At 67.8% G+C, this 20,632-nt stretch carries 16 protein-coding genes and 1 riboswitch; of the genes, 10 read left to right on the top strand and 6 right to left on the bottom strand.

All coding sequences use genetic code 11. The features are described from left to right. The first annotated feature begins 12 nt into the window (after positions 1 to 12). Genes ACFJI2_RS03595 through ACFJI2_RS03575 form a run of 5 tightly spaced genes read left to right on the top strand, consistent with a single transcriptional unit; the run spans position 13 to position 5,436 of the window. Positions 13 to 1,455, top strand: a complete 1,443-nt coding sequence (locus ACFJI2_RS03595; RefSeq protein WP_377703772.1) for an efflux transporter outer membrane subunit — start codon at positions 13 to 15, stop codon at positions 1,453 to 1,455. A 48-nt stretch (positions 1,456 to 1,503) separates the two neighbouring features. Then, complete coding sequence (locus ACFJI2_RS03590) at positions 1,504 to 2,001, top strand: MarR family winged helix-turn-helix transcriptional regulator (protein ID WP_377703771.1); 498 nt, start codon at positions 1,504 to 1,506, stop codon at positions 1,999 to 2,001. 15 nt (positions 2,002 to 2,016) lie between these two features. Then, positions 2,017 to 4,290, top strand: a complete 2,274-nt coding sequence (locus ACFJI2_RS03585; RefSeq protein WP_377703770.1) for an FUSC family protein — start codon at positions 2,017 to 2,019, stop codon at positions 4,288 to 4,290. Further along, complete coding sequence (locus ACFJI2_RS03580) at positions 4,280 to 4,480, top strand: DUF1656 domain-containing protein (protein WP_107876988.1); 201 nt, start codon at positions 4,280 to 4,282, stop codon at positions 4,478 to 4,480. Before ACFJI2_RS03585 ends, ACFJI2_RS03580 begins: the two co-directional genes overlap by 11 nt. A 14-nt stretch (positions 4,481 to 4,494) precedes the next feature. Further along, positions 4,495 to 5,436 (top strand): efflux RND transporter periplasmic adaptor subunit, encoded by a 942-nt coding sequence (locus ACFJI2_RS03575; RefSeq protein ID WP_377703769.1) that lies wholly within the window; start codon positions 4,495 to 4,497, stop codon positions 5,434 to 5,436. Between the two features lie 65 nt (positions 5,437 to 5,501). Here the strand turns inward: ACFJI2_RS03575 and ACFJI2_RS03570 are convergent, their stop codons facing one another. From ACFJI2_RS03570 to ACFJI2_RS03560, 3 genes are all read right to left on the bottom strand, one after another. Next, positions 5,502 to 5,807 carry a hypothetical protein gene (locus ACFJI2_RS03570; protein ID WP_107876992.1) on the bottom strand — a complete coding sequence of 102 codons (306 nt, stop codon included), beginning with the start codon at positions 5,805 to 5,807 and terminating at the stop codon, positions 5,502 to 5,504. A gap of 11 nt (positions 5,808 to 5,818) precedes the next feature. Then, complete coding sequence (locus ACFJI2_RS03565; RefSeq protein WP_107876994.1) at positions 5,819 to 6,469, bottom strand: thiol:disulfide interchange protein DsbA/DsbL; 651 nt, start codon at positions 6,467 to 6,469, stop codon at positions 5,819 to 5,821. Positions 6,470 to 6,611: 142 nt separating this feature from the next. Then, positions 6,612 to 8,579 carry a TonB-dependent receptor gene (locus ACFJI2_RS03560; RefSeq protein ID WP_377703768.1) on the bottom strand — a complete coding sequence of 656 codons (1,968 nt, stop codon included), beginning with the start codon at positions 8,577 to 8,579 and terminating at the stop codon, positions 6,612 to 6,614. Positions 8,580 to 8,643: 64 nt separating this feature from the next. Continuing rightward, positions 8,644 to 8,892: riboswitch (cobalamin riboswitch) on the bottom strand. A 62-nt stretch (positions 8,893 to 8,954) separates the two neighbouring features. Between ACFJI2_RS03560 and ACFJI2_RS03555 the strand changes: the two genes are divergently transcribed. The 3 genes from ACFJI2_RS03555 (at position 8,955) to ACFJI2_RS03545 (ending at position 12,896) form a co-directional block, all read left to right on the top strand. Beyond that, positions 8,955 to 11,159, top strand: a complete 2,205-nt coding sequence (locus tag ACFJI2_RS03555; RefSeq protein WP_377703767.1) for a M1 family metallopeptidase — start codon at positions 8,955 to 8,957, stop codon at positions 11,157 to 11,159. Further along, positions 11,156 to 12,013 carry a hypothetical protein gene (locus ACFJI2_RS03550; RefSeq protein ID WP_377703765.1) on the top strand — a complete coding sequence of 286 codons (858 nt, stop codon included), beginning with the start codon at positions 11,156 to 11,158 and terminating at the stop codon, positions 12,011 to 12,013. The genes ACFJI2_RS03555 and ACFJI2_RS03550 overlap by 4 nt, the downstream gene beginning before the upstream one ends. Positions 12,014 to 12,092: 79 nt before the next feature. Continuing rightward, positions 12,093 to 12,896, top strand: coding sequence for a class III extradiol ring-cleavage dioxygenase (locus tag ACFJI2_RS03545; protein WP_107877002.1), 804 nt, complete (start codon positions 12,093 to 12,095; stop codon positions 12,894 to 12,896). Between the two features lie 88 nt (positions 12,897 to 12,984). Here the strand turns inward: ACFJI2_RS03545 and ylqF are convergent, their stop codons facing one another. Continuing rightward, positions 12,985 to 13,935: a ribosome biogenesis GTPase YlqF gene (ylqF, locus tag ACFJI2_RS03540; RefSeq protein ID WP_107981408.1), complete on the bottom strand. Its 951-nt coding sequence runs from the start codon at positions 13,933 to 13,935 to the stop codon at positions 12,985 to 12,987. A 155-nt stretch (positions 13,936 to 14,090) separates the two neighbouring features. Between ylqF and ACFJI2_RS03535 the strand changes: the two genes are divergently transcribed. Together ACFJI2_RS03535 and ACFJI2_RS03530 are read left to right on the top strand one after the other, a co-directional pair. Next, on the top strand, positions 14,091 to 16,073 hold the full coding sequence (locus ACFJI2_RS03535; RefSeq protein ID WP_377703764.1) for an OPT family oligopeptide transporter: 1,983 nt from the start codon (positions 14,091 to 14,093) through the stop codon (positions 16,071 to 16,073). A gap of 119 nt (positions 16,074 to 16,192) precedes the next feature. After that, positions 16,193 to 19,273, top strand: a complete 3,081-nt coding sequence (locus ACFJI2_RS03530; protein WP_377703763.1) for a response regulator — start codon at positions 16,193 to 16,195, stop codon at positions 19,271 to 19,273. A 16-nt stretch (positions 19,274 to 19,289) separates the two neighbouring features. Here the strand turns inward: ACFJI2_RS03530 and ACFJI2_RS03525 are convergent, their stop codons facing one another. Both ACFJI2_RS03525 and ACFJI2_RS03520 read right to left on the bottom strand, forming a co-directional pair. Next, complete coding sequence (locus ACFJI2_RS03525) at positions 19,290 to 19,676, bottom strand: VOC family protein (protein ID WP_377703762.1); 387 nt, start codon at positions 19,674 to 19,676, stop codon at positions 19,290 to 19,292. A gap of 20 nt (positions 19,677 to 19,696) precedes the next feature. After that, positions 19,697 to 20,623, bottom strand: a complete 927-nt coding sequence (locus ACFJI2_RS03520) for a histone deacetylase family protein (RefSeq protein ID WP_377703761.1) — start codon at positions 20,621 to 20,623, stop codon at positions 19,697 to 19,699. Between the last annotated feature and the right edge of the window lie 9 nt (positions 20,624 to 20,632).

Below are 20,632 nucleotides of genomic sequence, written 5' to 3'. Positions count from 1 at the left end.
CCGCCCACGCCGATGACCTTCACGCGCCGCCTTACCCTGCTCAGCCTTGCACTGGCGCTTGCCGCCTGCGCCGACATGAGCAAGGTCGCACCGACCCAGGCCCGCAAGCTGGACCCGGTGCACCTGAACGCAGGCGCCGCCATTCAGGCGGCGGCCGCGGAAGGCGCAGCGGCGCAAGCAGCCTGGCCGAAGCAAGCCTGGTGGCGCGCGCTGAACGATCCGCAGCTGGACCGGCTGCTGGCGCGCGCGCTGGAAGGCAATCCCAGCCTCAAGGCCAGCCAGGCGCGCGTGCGCCAGGCGCAGGCGCTGGCCGGCGTGGCCGAAGCGGCCACCAGGCCGCGCGTGGACGGCAGCGCCGTGATCGACCGCGAACTGTATTCCGCGCACAGCACCGTGCCCGCGCCGCTGGCCGGCAACTACGCCACCAAGAACACGGTGAACATCACCGCGTCCTACGACCTGGACCTATGGGGCCGCAACCGCGACGCACTGGCCGCCGCGCTGCACGACGCGCAAATGGCCGCCGCCGAATCGCAGATGGTGAAGCTGGCCCTGGAAACGGCCATCGTGCACAGCTACATCCAGCTGGCCAACGCCTTCGCCATGCAGGACGCGGTGGCCGCCAGCCTGCAGCAGCGCCAGCAGATCCTGGAACTGACGCGGCGCCGCCGCAACGCCGGCCTGGCCAGCGACATCGACGTGGCCACGATAGAGACAACGCTGCCGGCCGGGCGGCGCGAGCGGGAACAGGCGGCCGAATCCGTCGCCCTGCTGCGCAACCAGCTGGCAGCCCTGATCGGCCAGGGACCGGGCGATGGCGACACCATCGCCCGGCCAGTGCTGACATTGAACCAGGCCGCCGTGCTGCCGAGCGCCCTGCCGGCCGAACTGGTGGCGCGCCGCCCCGACCTGGCGGCCCAGCGCTGGCGCGTGGAAGCGGCGGCCAGGCGCATCGGCGTGGCGCGCGCCGACTTCTACCCCAACATCAACCTGGTGGCCTTCGCCGGCTTCCAGGCGCTGGGCTTCAGCCGCCTGCTGGACGTGCACTCCGCCACGCGCGGCGTGGCCCCGGCCGTGAGCCTGCCGATCTTCGAAGGCGGCCGCCTGCGCGCCCAGCTGGGCAGCCAGAACGCGCTGTACGACATCGCCGTGGAGCAGTACAACGCCACGCTGGTGCAGGCGCTGGCCGAAGTGGCCAACGCCGTCACGCAGGCGCGCTCGGTGGACGAGCAGCAGAAACTTGCCGAGAAGGCGCTGGCCTCGGCCAGCAAGGCGCACGCGCTGGCCGACCGCGCCTTCCGTGCCGGCATGACCGACTCGCTCAGCGTTTTACAGGCGCGCCTGATCCTGCTGGCCGAGCAGCAGCAGATGATACAAGTGCAAAGCAGGCGTCTCGATAGCTATGCCGCGCTGATGGCGGCGCTGGGTGGAGGACTGAAACAAGATTTCCCTTGATACAACGATAGTACAATCACTACTTTCGTACAGGGAGAGGAGAGCGCAATGAGCAGTTTTGATGCGACAAACAAGCGCCTGAAGAACATCCACGCACGCATGCCGGAGTTCCCGGAGGAGACCATGCGGCTGATGCGGCTGACGTACCACGTACAGAAGCGCATGAAAGACCTGACCAACGCGGCCTTGCGCAAGTATGACCTGGTGGACGCCAGCTACATGGTGCTGGCGGTGCTGTACGGTTCGGACGACGAAACGTCGACCGCCTCCACGCTGGGCGAAGCCTGCATGGAAAAGCCGGCCAACCTGACGCGGGTGTGCAACGACCTGGAGGCGCAGGGCCTGATCACGCGCGGCAACCGCCCCGGCGACCGCCGCTGCGTGATGATTTCGCTGACCGACAGCGGCCGCGCCCTGATCGAGCAGGTGATGCCAGAGGTCTGGGCTCGCACTACCCGCGCCTACGACGGCTACAGCGCCGACGAGCGCAAGATACTGGAGCAGCTGTTCAAGCGACAGCTGGCAAACTTAGAGAACGTCAGTTGATCCTGACCTGAAAACATGACCCCGGACCCAGCCTCGTACAAACTGCAACACACGCCAGCGCGGCTGGCAGGGCTGGTCCGGGACTGGGCAGGCAGCGAGGGCGAACGCTGGATCTTCGTCGTCAAGACGCTGCTGGCGGCCTTCACCGCGCTGTGGCTGGCCTTCCGCCTCGGCCTCGATTCGCCCAACACGGCGATGACCACCACCTTCATCCTGGCCCTGCCCAGCAGCGGCATGGTGCTGGAAAAGGCCTTCTACCGCCTGCTGGGCACCCTGGTGGGCTGCGCCAGCGCGCTGCTGCTGGTGGCGGTGTTCCCGCAGCAGGCGCCGCTGATGTTCATCGGCCTGGCGCTGTGGATCGCGGCCTGCACCTGCGGCGCGGCCATGTACCGCAACCAGCAATCCTACAGCTTCGTATTGGCCGGCTACACCGCCGCCATGATCGCCATTCCGGCGCTGGACCATCCGGCGGCGGTGTTCTCGCTGGCCGTCACGCGCGTGGTGGAGGTGAGCCTGGGCGTGATCTGCGCCACCGTCGTGCATGACGCGCTGTTCCCGCGCCACCAGAGCGCACAGGTGATGCGCACGGTGCAGGCGCGCTACCTGCGCTTCCTGGACTTCTGCCGCGACGTGCTGGAGCACAAGGCGCCGCCAGCCGAAACCGAGCTGGCGCATTTGCGCTTCGCGGCCGACATCGCTGCGCTCGAGTCGGGCCGCGCCGCCGCGTTCTTCGAAGCCGCGCACGCGCGCGCCCACACCCGCCAGCTGCATGCCTTCAACAGCGCCTTCATGGCGGCGCTAACCACCTTCTACACGCTGCACCGCCTCACGCACCGCCTGCGCCAGGACGCCGCCTCGCCCGTGCCGGCGCTGATCGAGCCGCTGCTGGCCCAGCTGGCGGCCGCCTTGGCGCATGGCGAAGCGCTGCAAGGCCCGGCGCTGGATGAAATGCAGACCGCCCTGGCCGACGCCATCGCAGCCGCCCGCAGCGCTATTGCCCTCGCACCGGCACCGGCATCGGACGCGGGCAGCGGCAAGCCCGCCTCGCCGCACCGGATCGACTTCGAAACGGCCAGCGAGCTGCTGGAGCGCTTTGCGCGCCAGTTCGGCGAATTCGCGGCCATCTACCACGGCCTGGCGCAGCGCAAGCGCATGCAGGCCAGCGAGCCGCAAGCCTACACGCCAAAGACGCCGCCCGCCATCGTGCTGGCCAGCGGCTTCCGCGCCGCCACCGCGCTGCTCACCGTGGCCGGCGTGTGGTACTGGATGGCGTGGCCGTACGCCGTCAATGCGGTCCTGATGACCGCCATCTTCTGCGCGCTGGCCTCGTCCTCGCCGCGCCCCACGGCCATGATCAAGCAGGTGATGCAGGGCTTCCTGATCGCCTGGCCGCTGTCCTTCTTCACCGAATTCTTCCTCGTGATGCCCGGCGGCGGCTACCCCATGCTGGTGCTGGCGGCCGCGCCGCTGTTCGCAGCGGGCGCCTATGTGACCACCGATCCCAAGCGCGCGGGCATCGGTATCGGCATCACCTTGTTCAGCGCGCAGGTGATCGCGCCGCTGAACCTGGCGCACTACGACGTGGCCGCCTTCCTCAACACCACGCTGGCCATGCCGCTCGGCGTGGCGCTGGCATGGGCCATCTTCGCCGTGGTGCTGCCCGAGCACACCATGGGCCACAAGGACCACGTGGCCGCCGCGCTGTGGCGCGAAGCGCTGGCCACCTGCACTACGCCGCTGCGGCCCGCGCTGCCAAGGGCGTGGCTGCCGCAGGCATGGCGCCACGCCACGCCGCGTCTGGCCGCCGTGCGCCACCGCTTCGACAACCGTGTGCGCGACCTGCTGAGCCAACTGAACGCCGCCGCCGGCCCCGCGCCGAGCGAAGCCGCGCGCGCCGTGGTACGCCAGGGCCTGACCTTGCTGGAGCTGGGCCACTCGGTGCTCGAGCTGCGCGCGCTGATAGGCGATGCCGGGCGCAGCGAAGCCCGCAGTGCGCTGCAAGATTGCGTCGCCGCGCTGGCGGCCTACTTCAAGGCGCCCACCCAGGAGCGCTGCGCCACCGCAGTCGGCGCCGTGCTGCGTGCCGGGGCCGCCGTGCGCGCGGCCTTGCCGGAGGCCGAACTGGCCACCGCCCAACGCCCCGGTACCGCCGCGCCAGACCGCGCCGTCCGCCTGCGCAGCGCGCTGACGGACCTGCATTCCATTTACACCAGCCTGCTGGACCAGCTGCCGCAAACCAGCGCCAGCACCGGCAACAGCACCAGCCCCGGAGTCCGCCATGCCTCGTGAACTCGCCGTCTTCGGCATCCTGATCCCCACCCTGCTGCCCATCTTCCTGGCCAGCCTGCTGCTGCAAGGCGCGCTGGACTGGGCGCTGGGCCATGCGGGCCTGTACCGCCGCATGTGGCACCCGGCGCTGGTGCGCCTGTGCCTGCTGGTTTGCATCTTCAGCGCGCTGACGCTGGCCTTCTATTCCTAACTCTCCAAGTGACCATGACCGCCAAGATCTTCCGCTTCTTCATCACCGCCCTGCTGCTGTGCGGCGCCCTGTGGCTGGGCAAATCCGCCTGGGACCGCTACATGGAATCGGCCTGGACCCGCGATGGCCGCATCAAGGCCGACGTGGTCAACATCAGCGCCGACGTGGCCGGCACCGTCACCGACGTGCTGGTGAAGGACAACCAGCTGGTACAGCAAGGCGACGTGCTGTTCGTGATCGACAAGGCGCGCTACAGCGCCGCGCTGGCGCAGGCGAACGCGCTGCTGGCCGGCCAGCAGGTCGAGCGCGGCCGCCGCACCAAGGAAGCCCAGCGCCGCGCCGCACTGGACGACGCCGTCATTTCCACCGAGAACCGCGAAACCGCCAGCTTTGCCGCCGACAGCGCCGGCGCCCAGCTGCGCGCCGTGCAGGCCGCGCGCGAAGTGGCGCAGCTGAACCTGGAACGCACCGTGGTGCGCGCTCCCGTGTCCGGCTATGTGACCAACCTGAACGTGCACGCGGGCGACTTCGCCGCCGTCGGCGCGGCCAAGCTGGCCATCATCAACAGCGCCTCCTACTACGCGGTCGGGTACTTCGAGGAAACCAAGCTGCCATTGCTGAAGACCGGCGCGCCGGTGGAGCTGGGCCTGATGGGCGGCGGGGCCGTGCTGCATGGCCATATCGACAGCATCGCGCGCGGCATCACCGACCGCGACGCCGGCACCGGCCGCGAACTGCTGGCGGATGTGAATCCCACCTTCAACTGGGTACGGCTGGCGCAGCGGGTGCCGGTGCGCATCACGCTGGACGACGTGCCCAAAAACTTGACGCTGGTGGCGGGGACCACGTGCACGGTGAGCATACTCGGCGGGTTACGCGCCGCGGCGCTAACCCGCCCTACGCCGCCCCACGCCCCCGGCACGGCAGACCACGGACCACACCGTAGGGCGGGTTAGCGGGGCCAGCCCCGCGTAACCCGCCATGCCCGGGACGTAAAAAAACCCGCCGTAGCGGGTTGTTCTCATGGCGAGGTGTGCGTGAGCGCGTAGCCCACATGCTCCCACCAGTGATCGCGCGTGCGCACCGTCTTCATGCATTGCATGTCGGTTTCACCCTTGAACATGCGGTCCTCGCACTTCTTGCTGGCATACGCGTTGCGCTGATTCTCCGCATTGGCCAGCGCAATCATCAGCCATACCGAAAAGGCGACCACCACCAGCAGCAAGCTCCACGCAACATGGTTGACGTGCGTGCGCCAGAACAGCTTGTTCTCGTCCGGCGCCGACTCGCGGTACATCGCCATCACTTCTTTTTCGGTATCGCTCATGTCTTCCCGTCTTATTTCTTCGCGGCCTTGGCCACCAGGTAATCCATCACTTGCAGCGTTGCCTGCTGCGAAGCCTGCTCCGGCATGCCCGGACGGCCGGCCTGCGAAGGCGACGTGACGAAACGGCCATCGATCACGATGGTCGGCGCGCTGTCCACCTTGTAGGCGCTGATCACTTGCGCTGCACGCTTCATTTTAGTCTGCACGGCGAAGGAATTAAAGTATTCCAGGTATTTCGCCTTGTCGATGCCGTTCTTCACCAGGAAATCCGTCATCGCGTCATCCTTGTTCAGGCGGTTGCGGTCGACGTGGATGGCGCGGAAGATCTTGTTGTGCATTTCGTCCAGCTTGCCCATCGCTTCCAGCGTCAGGTAGGCGTGCGCCTGCGCGTCGTTCGGGCCGCCGGCCGGGAAGTGCACGCGGCGGAAGGCGATCTTGTCGCCCTGCTTGGCCACCCAGTCATGCAAAGAAGGCTCGAAGGCGTTGCAGTGGGGGCAGGAATACATGAAGAATTCAATGACTTCCACTTTCTTGCCGGTGTCGGTACGCACAGGCGAAGCCAGCGTGGTGTAGTCCACGCCTTCCTTCGGTTCAGCAGCGGAAGCGCCGGCTGCGGTGAACGACAGGGCGGCGGCGGCAATGATCAGGCGCAGAAATCGCATAGTGGTCCTTCTAGAGTAAGAGTGGCAAACGCCGCGAGATTACCATTTTTTTGCCCCTGCCATCAGGCCGGATAGCAAAAATCCCCGGCTGGCGGGGACTTTAAGCTGCAATTAAGGCCGGTCAAGCCCGGTCAAGCCCGCTTCAGAACTCGTAGCGTGCCGACAGCTTCAGCTGGCGGCCGTCCGAGGTGTAGATGCCGCCGCGGCACTGGAACGCCATGCCGTAGTAGTTCTTGTCGGTCAGGTTCAGGCCGGACAGCGCCACTTCCCAGGCGCCGAACTTGCGCGCGTAACGGGCGTCCAGCGTGGTGTAGGACGGGATGCGCGCGATGCAGCTGTTGTCAAAGTCGGAACCGAAGCGCTGGCTGTCCACCCACTGCGCGCCGATGTCGGCGGTCTGGCCATCGGCCGGGGTCCAGGTCAGGCGCGCGCTCAGCACGTTCTTCGGCACCAGCACCATTTCGCGGCCGGACATGGCGCCTTCGGTGAAGGTGGCTTTCACGCGCTGGTAGTGGCCGCTCAAGGTCCAGTCGCGCGCCAGCTCGGCGCTCGCGTCCAGCTCGAAGCCCTGGCGCTTGGTCGGCGCCAGGTTGGTGTTGGCGCCGAAGCCGAACGCGCCGGCGGTCGGATCGTAGAAGATCTCATTGCGCAGCTCGTGGCGGAACACGCGCGCCGACAGCTTGCCGCTGCCGTCGGTGTAGGTGGTGCCCAGCTCCAGGTCGTGCGAGGTCTGCGGCTGCAGCACGGTGTTCGGCACCGGCGTGTAACCGTTCTCGTCGGCGTTGGCGACGCGGTAGCTGTGGCCGATCTTGGCGTGCAGCGTGGCTTTCGGCGACAGCGCATAGCTGCCCTGCATGTCCCAGGCGTTCAGGCCCTGGGTCACGTCGTAATTGGCGGTGGCCCATGGCGCAGCGTCGGCGTTCTGCTTCTCGAACAGCTCGCGGCGCACGCCGGCGGCCAGGCGGAAGGCGTCCCACTTCACTTCGTCGCGCAGGTACAGCGCCTTCGATTTCTGCGTGGCCTTGACCGGCATGGCGCCCTTCTGGTCGCGGGTCCAGTCGATGAAGTCTATGCCGGCCACCGCCTCGTTCAGCACGCCGCCGAACTGGCCCAGCTTGCGCACGCGCGGCGAGAACTGGGTCTGCTTGCTTTCATAGTCCAGCGCGGCGGAGCCGGTGCCGAAGAAGTAGGTCGCCTCCAGCTCCTTGCGGCGGTGCGACAGCTCGGCGGCCAGGTCGTAGCCCGCCACCTTGGCTTCGATGAAGGCGGTGAAGCGGTCGCTGTCGAGCGAGCCGAAGTCATCCGGCGTGGACGCCTGGCGCGGGTTGGTGTCGAACTGCGCCTGGCTCAGCGAGCCGGCAAAGCGCGAATCCTGGCGCGTGCTGGACAGGCGCACGCCGGCGCGGCCATCCGGGAACGCCACTTGCGCGCCGGCGTTCACGCTGCGCGACTTGAATTTGTTGTTGTCGCGGTAGTTGTCGGTGTCCAGCGCGCCGCCGGACAGGTCGAAAGCCCAGCTGTCCGTGCTGTGCGTCATGGCCGCGCGGCCTTCGCGCAAGCCCAGCTGACCCGCTTCGCCGAACACCGAGCCGTGCGTGCCGGCCGTGCGCGCGCCGGGGCGCTTGGTGACGATCTGGATCACGCCGCCGGTGGCGCCGTCGCCGAACAGCACGCTGCTGCCGCCGCGCGTGATCTCGATGCGCTCGACCGAATCGACCGGGATGGTGGACAGGATGGCCGAGCTCAGCTCGTTTTCGGACAAGCGCACGCCGTCCAGCATCACCACCATGTTCTGGCTGCTGTTGGTGCCGAAGCCGCGCAGGTCCAGCGCGAAGTCCGGGCTGCCGTCCAGGCTCTGGTGGCCCAGCACGCCGCCGATCTTGCGGATGGCCTGGTTCACGTCGCTCACGCCGGAGCGGCGGATCTCGGCCGCGCTGATGACGGTGGCGCCGATGGGCAGCAGCGACGGGTCGCTGTCGAAGCGGGCGCCGGTGACGACCACCGGAGCCAGCGCTTGCGCGGCGGTTTGAGCGAAGGCCGGAGCGGCGAAGCAAAGAGCGACGGCAAGCGCCAGCGGTGCCGGCGTGCAGCGGGAATTCGAGTTGTTCATGTGTTCTTTACGCGTAGTGAGCATCCGCCTGCGTCCCCGCAGGGCGGATTCAACGGAAGGCTGTTCGCGCTTCCACCTGTCTGGCCGGTATCCGGGCTGGCAAGACGGGACGGGATCACCTTCCGGCGCAGGCAAGCCTGCACAGTGGTTGTCGATCCAGCCTGCCGCGCAATCGACAGCGCGGCGCTTGCGTACCGTTGCGGGGGCAGCACACCTTGGCCGCCGCGCTGCCGATGAGCGCTGGCTGCCTTGTGTTTCCCGTTTAACTGCATCCATGGGCATGGACGCGGGCACCAAAACGCCGCCATTATACTCCTGCCATCGCCCCGGCAATTTCGTTGGCAAAATATCATGTGCTTGGTTATAGTGGCGGGCATGAACGCACACCACTACCGCAAACTGGCCGCCGCCGCCGCGCTGGCCACGGCCGCCACGCTGGCAGCACTGGCGCTGGCGCAAGTCCAGGTCATCGCCATCCCCGAACCCTACACGGACACCGGCATCCCCTTTGCACCCGCGCAGGCGGCGGCAGTGGCCACGCCCAGCGCGCCGGCCGCCTGGGGCGGCCCGCGCACCGGCAGCGAGCCCACCCTGTCGGACCGCGTGGTGGACTACAAGATCGACGCCACGCTGGACCCGGTCAAGCACACCGTGGACGGCAAGCAGCAGCTCACCTGGCGCAACCGCAGCGCGCACCCGGTGCGCACGGTCTATCTGCACCTCTACCTGAACGCCTTCGAGCACGCCGGCACCACCTTCTTCACCGAGCACCGCGCCATGGGCGGCGGCATGTTCAGCGCCGATCCCAAGGACGGCGAGTGGGGCCACATCGACCTGCGCAGCGTGACGCAAGGCGGCGCCAAGGTGGAACAGTCCTTCGTCCAGCCCGACGGCGGCCCGGCCAGCGACCGCACCGTGGTGCGCTTGGACCTGCCGCAGCCGGTGGAAGCCGGCGCCAGCACCACGCTGGCCATCGACTTCCACAGCCAGCTGCCACGGCTGCTGGCGCGCAGCGGCTACTTCGGCAGCTTCCACCTGGTGGCGCAATGGTTCCCCAAGATCGGCGTGCTGGAACTGGCGGGCGAACGCGGCGCCACCAAGCCGCGCTGGAACGTGCACGAATACCACGCCGAGTCCGAGTTCTACGCCGACTTCGGCAGCTACGACGTGAAGCTCACCGCGCCCAAGGAGTACACGGTGGGCGCCACCGGCGAGCAGCAAGGCGCGCCGGTCGAGAAAGACGGCATGCTCACCCACCACTACGTGCAGGGCGACGTGCACGATTTCGCCTGGACCGCCGACAAACGCTACGCCGCCCCGCTCACCGCCAGCTGGAGCGGCGCGGGCAGCCCGCCCGTCAGCATCAAGGTGCTGTACACGCCGGAGTTCGCGGCCAGCGCCGCGCCGTCGCTGAAGGCGGCGCAGGACGCGCTCACCTATTACTCCAAAACCCTCGGCCCCTACCCCTACAAGACCCTGACCGTGGTGCTGCCGCCGCATAACGCCACCGCGGCGGCCGGCATGGAATACCCCACCTTCTACACCGCCGACAGCTACACCAAGGTAGAAAAAGGCTCGCTGGAAGAATTCGAGCTGGACCTGGTGAACATCCACGAATTCGGCCACGGCTACTTCTACGGCATCCTCGCCTCCAACGAATTCGAGGAACCGATGCTCGACGAAGGCCTGAACGAATACTGGAACATGCGCATGGCGCGCGAACGCGGGCAACAGATCCATCCCGCGCTGGCATGGATGCGCGCCATCGGCATCTCGCCGGCGTTCGACGGCTTCCACTTCGAAATGGGCGGCGCGGTGCGCGAAAATCCCGCCGACCCGGCCGGCCAGAACGCATACTCGCGCCTGCAAGGCATAGGCCCGGCCTACAACCGCAGCGCCATCCTGTTCCACGATCTGGAAGCGCAGCTGGGCAAGCAAGCCACCGAACAGGCCTTCAAGGAATACTACAAGCGCTGGCGCTTCCGCCACCCCAGCACCGCCGACCTGCGCGAAACGCTGGCCGAAGCGAGCGGCCAGCGCGCGCTGGTGGAACGCGTGTTCGCGCAGCAGGTCTACCGCACCGGCAAGGTGGACGACCGCGTGCAATCGGTCAGCAGCGAAGAAGTGCTGCCGCAGCCGGGCAGCAGCATCGTCAACGGCAAGCGCGTGGCGCTGACGCAGGAGCAGGTGGACAAGCAGATCGACGAAGCGCGCGAGAAATGGGACAAGGCCCATCCCGACGCCAAGCCCGGCACCGGCCCCTACCCCTTCCGCACCGAAGTGGTGGTACGCCGGCGCGGCGAAGCCGTGCCGCAAACGCTGCTGGTGCGCTTCGCCGACGGCAGCAGCGACACCGTCAAATGGGACCCGCAGAACGGCGAGCGCTGGCAGCGCTTCGTCTGGCAAAAGCCGGCCAAGGCCGTATCGGCCGAGCTGGACCCGGAACGCAAGCACCTGCTGGACACGAATAAACTCGACGACAGCCGCACGCTGAAGGCCGACAGCACCGCCTCGCGCCGCTGGACCTTCGACCTGGCCGCGCTCGCGCAAGCCCTCCTGACCCTGATCGCAACGATATGAAACTGACCGACACCTGCCTGTCCGCCGCGCGCGCCGCGCTGCAATGGCGCCTGCTGGCGCTGTGGACCATCGCCCTGCTGCTGCCCACGCTGGCGCTTACGCTGCCGTTCTGGAGCCAGCTCAGCGCCGCCTTCGACCACTCCGTGCACGCTGCCCAACTGGCGCAGCGGCTGGACCTGTCCAACATCGCCGACCTGATGGGCGAAACGCACCGCAATCAGCTCGCCATCCAGCTGGGCGCGGGCGTCGCGCTCGTGACCACGCTGCTGCTCTCGCCGCTGCTCACCGGCGCCGTCGCCACCGCCGCGCGCTTCAACGGCACGCCCGTGTTCCGCGAACTGTTCGCCGGCGCGGTGGCCGAGTATCCGCGCATGTTCCGCATGCTGCTATGGGCCGCCGTGCCACTGCTCGCCGCGCTGGGCGCCGGCAGCGGCCTGCAGCACCTCGCCAATCTGGACGCCGACAGCGCCATCACGCCCGCCGACGGCCAATACCTGCGCGGCGCGGCCGACGCCCTTGCCGCCCTGCTGCTCGCACTGGCCCTGGCCACGCTGGACGCCGGCCGCGCCGTGCTGGCGGCGGACCGCCGGCGCCGCTCCGCCGTCGTCGCCTGGTGGCACGGCCTGCGGCTGTTGGCGCGCCGCCCGGGCGATGTGGCCGGCAGCTACATCGCCATTACCCTGGCTGGCCTGGCTGTGGCCGCCGCACTGGGCCTGGCGCGCGTGCACCTGCCCCACGCCGGCCTGGCCGGCTTCCTGTTCGCGCTGCTGCTGACGCAGATTATCGCCGTGCTGCTGGCCTGGATGCGCAGCGCGCGGCTGTTCGCCCTCATCGCTATCATTAACAAATCCTGAACAATCCATCCACAAAAACACCATTGATGAACAAGGTGGGCAAGCCTATAGTAAGTGCATCGAAAACTAGGAGCAATCCATGTCCAGCACTGCACTCCCCACCTATTTCCTGTCCCACGGCGGCGGCCCCTGGCCGTGGATGCTCGACCAGTACGGCGGCCGCTACGACGCGCTGAAAGCCTCGCTGGAAGACATCCCGCGCCAGCTGGGCGTGCGGCCCAAGGCCGTGCTGGTGGTGACGGCGCACTGGGAAGCGCGCGAGCCGCTGATCTCGTCCAGCGCCAAGCCGCCGATGATCTACGACTACGGCGGCTTCCCCGCCTACACCTACGAGATCCAGTACAGCGCCCCCGGCTCGCCCGAAGTGGCCGCGCGCGTGCAGCAACTGCTGGCCGGCGCCGGCATCGCCGCCCACCTCGACCCGCAGCGCGGCTTCGACCACGGCACCTTCTCCGCCATGCAGCCGATCTACCCGGCGGCGGACGTGCCCATCGTCCAGCTATCGCTGAAGCAAGGCCTGGACCCGGCCGAGCACATCGCCATCGGCCGCGCGCTGGCGCCGCTGCGTGAAGAAGGGATACTGATCATCGGCAGCGGCCTCAGCTACCACAACCTGCGCCAGTTCGGCGCGGCGGGCGCGGCCGCCTCGCACCAGTTCGACGCCTGGCTGCGCGCCTCGATGGCGCTGCCCCCGGCCGAGCGCGAAGCGCGCCTGCTGGCCTGGGCGGACGCCCCGGCCGCGCGCGCCGCCCACCCGCGCGAAGAGCACCTGCTGCCGCTGATGGTCGCCCACGGCGCCGCCGCCGGCGACGCCGCCGCCAACGTCTACCACGAAGACGCCTTCATGGGCAGCCTCGCCGTCTCCAGCTTCCGCTTCGGCTAAAAAAAATGGGGTCAGGGTTAATTATTTTGGAAATATTTCCAAAATAATTAACCCTGACCCCATTTGTGGGTGCAACATTTTTCGTGGCTCAGGTGCCGCGCTTGCCTTTCATGCGCTCGGCTTCCTTGGCGGCGGCTTTGGCGGCGGCGAGTTCGGCTTTGATGCGCTGTTCTTCGGCGAAGGCGGCCAGCGCGGCTGCGCGGGTGGCGGGCGTTTCCAGGGAGATGCGGCCCAGGGCGCCGGTGCGGTAGTCTTGCAGGAAGATGTGGGACGCTTTTTCGTAGTCGTAGTCGCCGCCCTTCTGGCGGTAGCCGCGCTTGGCGGCGATGCCTTCGACCACGGCGATGCCGTCCATCTCCTCGAGGTTTTTGTAGCCGTAGCGCGCCGCCAGCAGCTCGGGATAGCGGCGCAGCATTTCGTTGGCCAGGAATTCGGCCACTTCTTCTTCAATCAGCGCGTTGGAACCGATCGCGTGGCTGGCGGCCAGCATCAGGCCGTCGCTTGGCATGGCGATCTTGGGCCACAGCATGCCGGGCGTGTCGACCAGCACCGTGTTTTTGTCCAGATACAGCTTTTGCTGTACCTTCGTCACCGCCGGCTCGTCGCCCACCTTGGCCACGCGCTTTTTCAGCAGCGCGTTCATCAGCGTCGATTTGCCGACGTTGGGGATGCCCATGATCATGATGCGCAGCGGCTTGGTCGGCACGCCGCGGTGCGGCGCCAGCGATTTGGCGATGTCGGGGATGCGCGCGACGTCGCCCGGCTTCTTGGTCGTCATGGCGTAAGCGGTCACGCCTTCCTGGCGGTCGTAGTATTCCACCCACGCGGCCGTGGCGGCGGGGTCGGCCAGGTCCACCTTGTTCAGGATCTTCAGGCAGGGGCGCTGGCGGAACAGGCGCAGTTCTTCCACCATGGGGTTGCAGCTGGCTTCGGGCAGGCGCGCGTCCACCACCTCGATCACCAGGTCGGTGTTCTCCATCTGCTCGGCCGCCTTTTTCTTGGCGGCGTTCATGTGCCCCGGATACCATTGAATTGCCATGCTGTTGCCTTCTGCGCCAAACGTGTAATCCGCTATTTTACCTGCTCGCGTGCGCGGGGCGCCGGTTTGGTTCCCGTTTACGTCAAGGTCGGCTATGATGAGGCACAAATTTTTTCCATTTTATAAATATTTATATATACATGGAGTTGTGAAACATGACTAAAGCTTCCCCGTCCACGCCCGGTGAAATCACAGCACGCGGCGTGATCCTCGGTATCCTGATTACGCTGGTGTTCACGGCGGCGCAGGTGTACCTGGGCCTGAAAGTGGGCCTGACGTTCGCCACGTCCATCCCGGCGGCGGTGATTTCGATGGCGCTGCTGAGCGCTTTCAAGAACGCCACCATCCAGGAAAACAACATCGTGCAGACCATCGCGTCGGCCGCCGGCACGCTGGCGTCGGTGATCTTCGTGCTGCCCGGCTTGCTGATGATAGGCTGGTGGGCCAATGTGCCGTTCTGGCCGACCTTCGGCGCCTGCGCCATCGGCGGCGTGCTGGGCGTGATGTACACGGTGCCGCTGCGCCGCGCGCTGGTGTCGACCTCGGACCTGCCCTATCCGGAAGGCGTGGCTGCCGCGGAAGTGCTGAAAGTGGGCACTTCCTCGCGCGCCGGCGCCGCCGAGGGCAAGGCCGGCCTGATGGCCGTGATCCTGGGCAGCGTGGCCTCGGCGCTGTATGCGGCCGGCGCGGCCGTGAAGGTGATGGCGGGCGAGATGGCCGTGTATTTCCGCACCGGCAACGGCGCCACCGGCCTGGGCGCGTCCAGTTCGCTGGCGCTGATCGGCGCGGGCCACCTGATGGGCATTACCGTCGGCATCGCGATGCTGGCCGGCCTGGCGATCGCCTGGGGCGTGCTGGTGCCCATCCTGACCGCCGCCCAGCCCATGGCTGACGCGTCGGCGGCCGACTGGGCGCTGAAAGTGTGGAAGACGGATGTGCGCATGATAGGCGCGGGCGCCATCGGCGCGGCCGCTATCGTGACCCTGGCGGGCCTGGCCAAGCCGGTCATCGGCGGCCTGAAATCGGCCATGGAGGCGTCGCGCCAGTCCAAGCTGAACGGCGGCGTGCTGCCGCGCACCGAGCAGGACATGCCGATCTTTATCGTCGGCCTGGTGACCCTGATCGCCATGGTGCCTGCCGGCTGGCTGCTGGCCACCTTCCTGCAGGGCGGCGTGCTGCATAGCGTGGCGCCGGCGCTGATCGCCGTGGGCGTGGGCTATATCCTGATCGCCGGCATCTTCGCCGCCGCCGTGTGCGGCTACATGGCGGGCCTGATCGGTTCGTCCAATTCGCCGGTGTCCGGCATCGCCATCCTGACCGTGCTGGGCGCCGCCCTGTCGGTGGGCGCGGTGGGCAAGCACATGATGGGGCCTGAAGTGGCGCATGCGCTGATCGCCTACGCGCTGTTCGTCACCACCGTGGTGCTGGCCGTGGCCGTGATCGGCAACGACAACCTGCAGGACCTGAAGACCGGCCAGCTGGTCGACGCGACGCCCTGGAAGCAGCAGGTTGCGCTGCTGATCGGCGTGTTCGCCGGTTCCTGCGTGGTGCCGCCGGTGCTGGAACTGCTGAACCGCGCCAACGGCTTTGCCGGCGCGCCCAACCTGCAGGCGATTTCCTCGCAGCCGCTGGCCGCGCCGCAGGCGACGCTGATTTCCACGCTGGCCAAGGGCGTCATCGGCGGCAACCTGCCGTGGCACCTGATCGGCTGGGGTGCCGCGCTGGGCCTGGGCCTGGTGGTGGTGAACTTCGTGCTGAAGAAGGCTTCCAACGACAAGTACAGCCTGCCGCCGCTGGGCGTGGGCCTGGCGATCTATCTGCCGAGCGCCGTCACCGCGCCGGTGGTGGTGGGCGCCGTGGCCGGCTACCTGTTCGAGCGCGCCGTGCACCACCAGACCTGGGGTGAAGTGGCCAAACGCCTGGGCGTGCTGATCATGTCCGGCTTCATTGTCGGCGAGAGCTTGTTCAACGTGGCGCTGGCCGGCTTGATCGTGCTGTCGGGCGAAGGCGAGCCGCTGGCGATCGCCAATTCGCTGGGCGAGCATACGACCATGCTGATTTCGCTGGTGGTGGGCGCGGCGCTGGTGGTGGGCTTGTACCGCTGGTCCAGCAGCAACGCGGAGCGCGTTTCGGTCTAAGCACTCCGTCCTGCCCCGGAAAACCGGCCGCCCTGTCTGTGACACGGCGGCCGGTTTGCTTGTGGCCTCCTGTGGTGTTAATGTAGCTAGCACTGGGCGCCCCGGCATAAAAAGATCACATGAGATTCGAGACCCTGCGAAGGTTGCGCAAACTGTTCGCTGTGCTGGTGACGGCAGTGGCGGTGGCATTCCTGATCGTGACCGGCTTTGTGCTGCATACGCTGCACGAGAGCCGCGAGCGCTATTTCGCCAACGCGGAGGAGACCTCGCGCAACCTGGCCATCACGCTGGAGCACTTCCTGCGCGGCCACTTCTACGAGGTGGACCTGGCCATGCGGCGCGCGGCGCTGGAGTTTCGCACCCAGCACGCGCAGGGCCGCTTCGACGACGCTGGCTTCAGCGCCTATCTGCGCTCGCTGCGGGAGCGCATCCCTTACGCACGCTCGGTGCGCGGCGCGGACCGCGAGGGCCGCGTCATCTACGGCGAGGATATCGATCCGTCGAAGATCCAGGACCTGACTGTGCGCGAGTTCTACCAGCGGGTGAAAAACGGGCGCGAGCTGGTGTTCGGCGTACCGGTGAAGTCGCGCATCACGGGCGACTGGGTGCTGCCGCTGCTGTACCCGCTCACGTACGAGGACGGCCGCTTCGGCGGCACGGCCTATGTGAACATGACCACGGAAACCATCACGGACGTGCTCAAGTCCCTCAACGTGGGCGCGCACGGCGTGATCACGCTGGTCGACAGCGAACGCCGCCTGCTGCACCGCTATCCTGAAACGCCGGAAGCGCCGATCGGCACCCAGGCCACGCTGTCCGCGCCGACCATGGCGGTGCTGTCCAGCCAGCGCCAGCACGCCACCTACACCACCACCAGCGCGCGCGACGGCCTGCAGCGCGTGATCAGCATTGAGCGCATCGGCAAATACCCGGTGTTCGTGCTGGTGGGCCTGTCCAGCGACGATTTCCTGGCGCCGTGGCGGCGCGAGGCCTTCAACGACGCCATGTTCCTGATATTGCTGTTCATCCTGGCGGCCGGTTCCCTGCTGGGTGCGAACTACGCCTTGCGCCAGCTGGCGCGCACGGTCGACAAGCTGGCCGAGGCCAAGGACCAGGCGCTGGACGCGGGCCGCGCCAAGTCGGCCTTCGTGGCCAATATGAGCCATGAAATCCGCACGCCGATGAACGCGGTGCTGGGCATGCTGCAGCTGCTGCAGCAAACGCCGCTGGACGGCCGCCAGCGCGACTACGCGGCCAAGGCCGAATCGGCGGCGCGCTCGCTGCTTGGCCTGCTCAACGACATCCTCGATTACTCCAAGGTGGAAGCGGGCAAGCTGGCGCTGGACCTGCATCCCTTCAGCCTGGACCGCCTGCTGCGCGACCTGTCCGTGATCCTGTCGGCCTACGTGGGCGGCAAGCCGGTGGAGGTGCTGTTCGAAGTGGACCCGGCGCTGCCGAAATGGCTGGTGGGCGACTCGCTGCGCTTGCAGCAGATCCTGCTGAACCTGGCCGGCAACGCCATCAAGTTCACCGAACAGGGCGAGGTGGCGCTGTCGGTGCGGCGCGTGGACTCGCCCATGGGCGCGCGCGTCCTGTTTGCCATCCGCGATACCGGGATCGGCATCACGTCGGAGCAACGCGCGCATATCTTCGAAGGCTTTTCGCAAGGCGAGGCCTCCACTGCGCGGCGCTTCGGCGGCACCGGACTGGGACTGGCTATATCACAGCGCCTGGCGCGCCTGATGGGCGGCACGCTGGAAGTCGACAGCACGCCGGGCCAGGGCAGCACGTTCCGTTTCGAGCTGGCGTTGCCGCAAGCGGAGCCGCCGCCGCAGGCCTCGCAGGGGGACGAGACGGCGCAGCTGCGCGGCTTGCAGTGCCTGGTAGTGGACGACAACCCCAGCGCGCGCCAGGTGCTGGCGGAGATGGCGGCCTCCTTCGGCTGGCAGGTGGATACGGCGGAAAACGGCGTCGATGCGCTGCAGCAGGTGATGCGGCGCAGCGCCGGCCAGCCGTACGACGTGCTGCTGGTGGACTGGCGCATGCCGCTGCTGGACGGCTGGGAAACCAGTATCCAGATCCGCGAGCTGATGCCGTCCGCCGCCATGCCGCTGATTATCATGGTGACGGCGCACGACCGCGAACTGCTGGCGCAGCGCCAGGCGCAGCAGGGCTGCGACAGCGCGCCGGTATTGGATGGCGTACTGGTGAAGCCGGTCACGGCGTCGATGCTGTTCGACGCGGTGGCCGATGCGCGCGCCGGCCAGCACGCCGCCCAGCGCCCTGCCCTGCCGCACCAGCCGGCCGCGGCGCGCTGCCTGCTGGCCGGCATGCACATTTTGCTCGTGGAAGACAATCCGACCAACCAGCAGGTGGCGCGCGAGCTGCTGTGCCACGAGGGCGCAGTGGTGGAAGTGGCGCCGTGCGGGCAGGACGCGATCAGCGCGGTGCGGCGCGTGGGTCCGCTGCCGGATGCGATCCTGATGGATATCCAGATGCCGGACATGGACGGCTATGCGGCCGCGCGCGCCATCCTGGACCTGCTGGGCGGCCGCGCTCCGCCCATCATCGCGATGACGGCCAACGCCATGCAGTCGGACCGGGAGCTGGCGCTGGCGGCGGGCATGGTGGACCATGTGGGCAAGCCATTTGACTTGCAGCAGCTGATCGACGCGATCCTGCAGCATGCCGCGCCGCGCGCGGAGGCGAGCCAGCCGATCACCGCCGGCGCAGCGCCACAGCAGCTTGCGGCGCCACGCTCGCCGGCCGCCGCGCACGGCGCAGCCGCGGCGACGCCAGGCGCCGCAGCACCGTCCAGCGCCGCGGCGCCGGCCGCACGGCCGCTGCCGCTGCTGGACCGCGCCGGCGCGCTGAAACGCATGGGCGGGCTGGAGCCGGTTTACCAGATCGCGATCAGCAGCTTCGGCGGCGAGGCGGCCGAGCTGTCCGGCCAGTTGCGCGCCGCAGCCGAGGCGCGGGATTTCGCGGCCGCGCGCGCCGCGCTGCACGTTCTGAAGGGACTCGCCGGCACCATAGGCGCCGACCAGCTCAGCCAACTGGCGGCGCTGGCCGAGCAAACCATCCGCCAGGAGCGCGGCGCCGATGCCTGCAGCAACGGCATCGGCGCCGTGCTGGCGGCGCTGCCGCCGGTGGTGGACGAGGCGGCGCTGCTGGCGGCGGGTTACGCGGCAAGCCGCTAACCCGCCCTACGCGTCGCTACGCCTGGCGCGCGTAGCTGACTGTCAGCAGTTCCCATTGGTGGCCGTCCGGCTCGTTCCAGTAGACCATGCGGCCGCCGTATTCGGTGTTGATGCGGCCGTCGTTCGGACCGCGCACGCTGCCGCGGAACGGGATGCCATGGGCTTTCAACCGCGCCAGGATGGCGTCGAACTCGTCCTCGCCGACGCGGAAGCAGTAGTGGTGCACGGGGAAGGCTTCATCCGTGGTCTGGAAATCCAGCGTCAGGCCGTCGTTGATGAACACGGGAGAGAACGGCCCCAGCGCGGTCTTGGACCACGGCACGTCCAGCAGTTCCGCCAGCAGCTGCGCGGCCGCTACCTGGTCGCGCGTCGGTACGATGAAATGGTCCAGCTGTATCGCCATGTTGCCCTCCCATGGAAAAGTCAGAGTTCGGCCAGCACCTTCACATGCGCCACCACGCTGCGGCCCAGCGCCGACAGGTTGTAGCCGCCTTCCAGGCAGCTGACGATGCGGCCCTTGGCGTATTGATTGGCCACCGCCATCACCTGCTGCGTCATCCACGCGTAGTCCGCCTCCACCAGGCCCATGCCGCCGATGTCGTCCTCGCGGTGCGCGTCGAAGCCGGCCGAGATGAAGATCATCTCCGGCTTGAAGGCGTGCAGCGCGGGCAGCCATTTGTCGGCCACCAGCTGGCGCACCACGTCACCCTTGGAGTGCGCAGGGACCGGAACGTTCACGCGGTTCGGCGTTTCCGGCGCCACCTCGCTGTAGGGATAAAACGGATGCTGGAAGAAGCTCACCATCAGCGCGCGCGGCTCATCCTGCAGCGCTTCCTCGGTGCCGTTGCCGTGGTGGACGTCGAAGTCGACGATGGCCACCCGCTGCAGGCCGTGCACGTCCAGCGCGTGCTTGGCCGCGATGGCCACGTTGTTGAACAGGCAGAAGCCCATCGGCTCGCTCGGCCGCGCATGGTGGCCGGGCGGGCGGACGGCGCAGAAGGCGTTGGCGATCTCGCCGGCGATCACCGCGTCGGTGGCGGCCACGGCCGCGCCGGCCGCGCGCAGGGCCGCTTTCCAGCTGTGCGCGTTGAGCGAGGTGTCGCCGTCGATGGGGTAATAGTCGCCCGCGTCCGGCACGTTGTCGCGCACGATGCCGATGGCGTTGCGGCTGTGGTTGCGCTCGATGTCGGACAAGTCGGCCAGCGGCGCCTCGCGGTGCTCCAGCAGGTCGTCGATATGCGAATTGATGAGCTGGTCGGCAATCGCTTGCAGCCGCGCGGGCGATTCTGGATGCCATTCGCCCATTTCGTGGCGCTGGCAGTCGGGATGGCTATAAATTGCTGTACTCATGTCTCATTT

Origin of the sequence: Pseudoduganella sp. UC29_71, assembly GCF_042693265.1 — a bacterium.
GTDB lineage: Bacteria > Pseudomonadota > Gammaproteobacteria > Burkholderiales > Burkholderiaceae_D > Rugamonas.
This window is presented reverse-complemented; position numbering and strand designations above follow the sequence as displayed.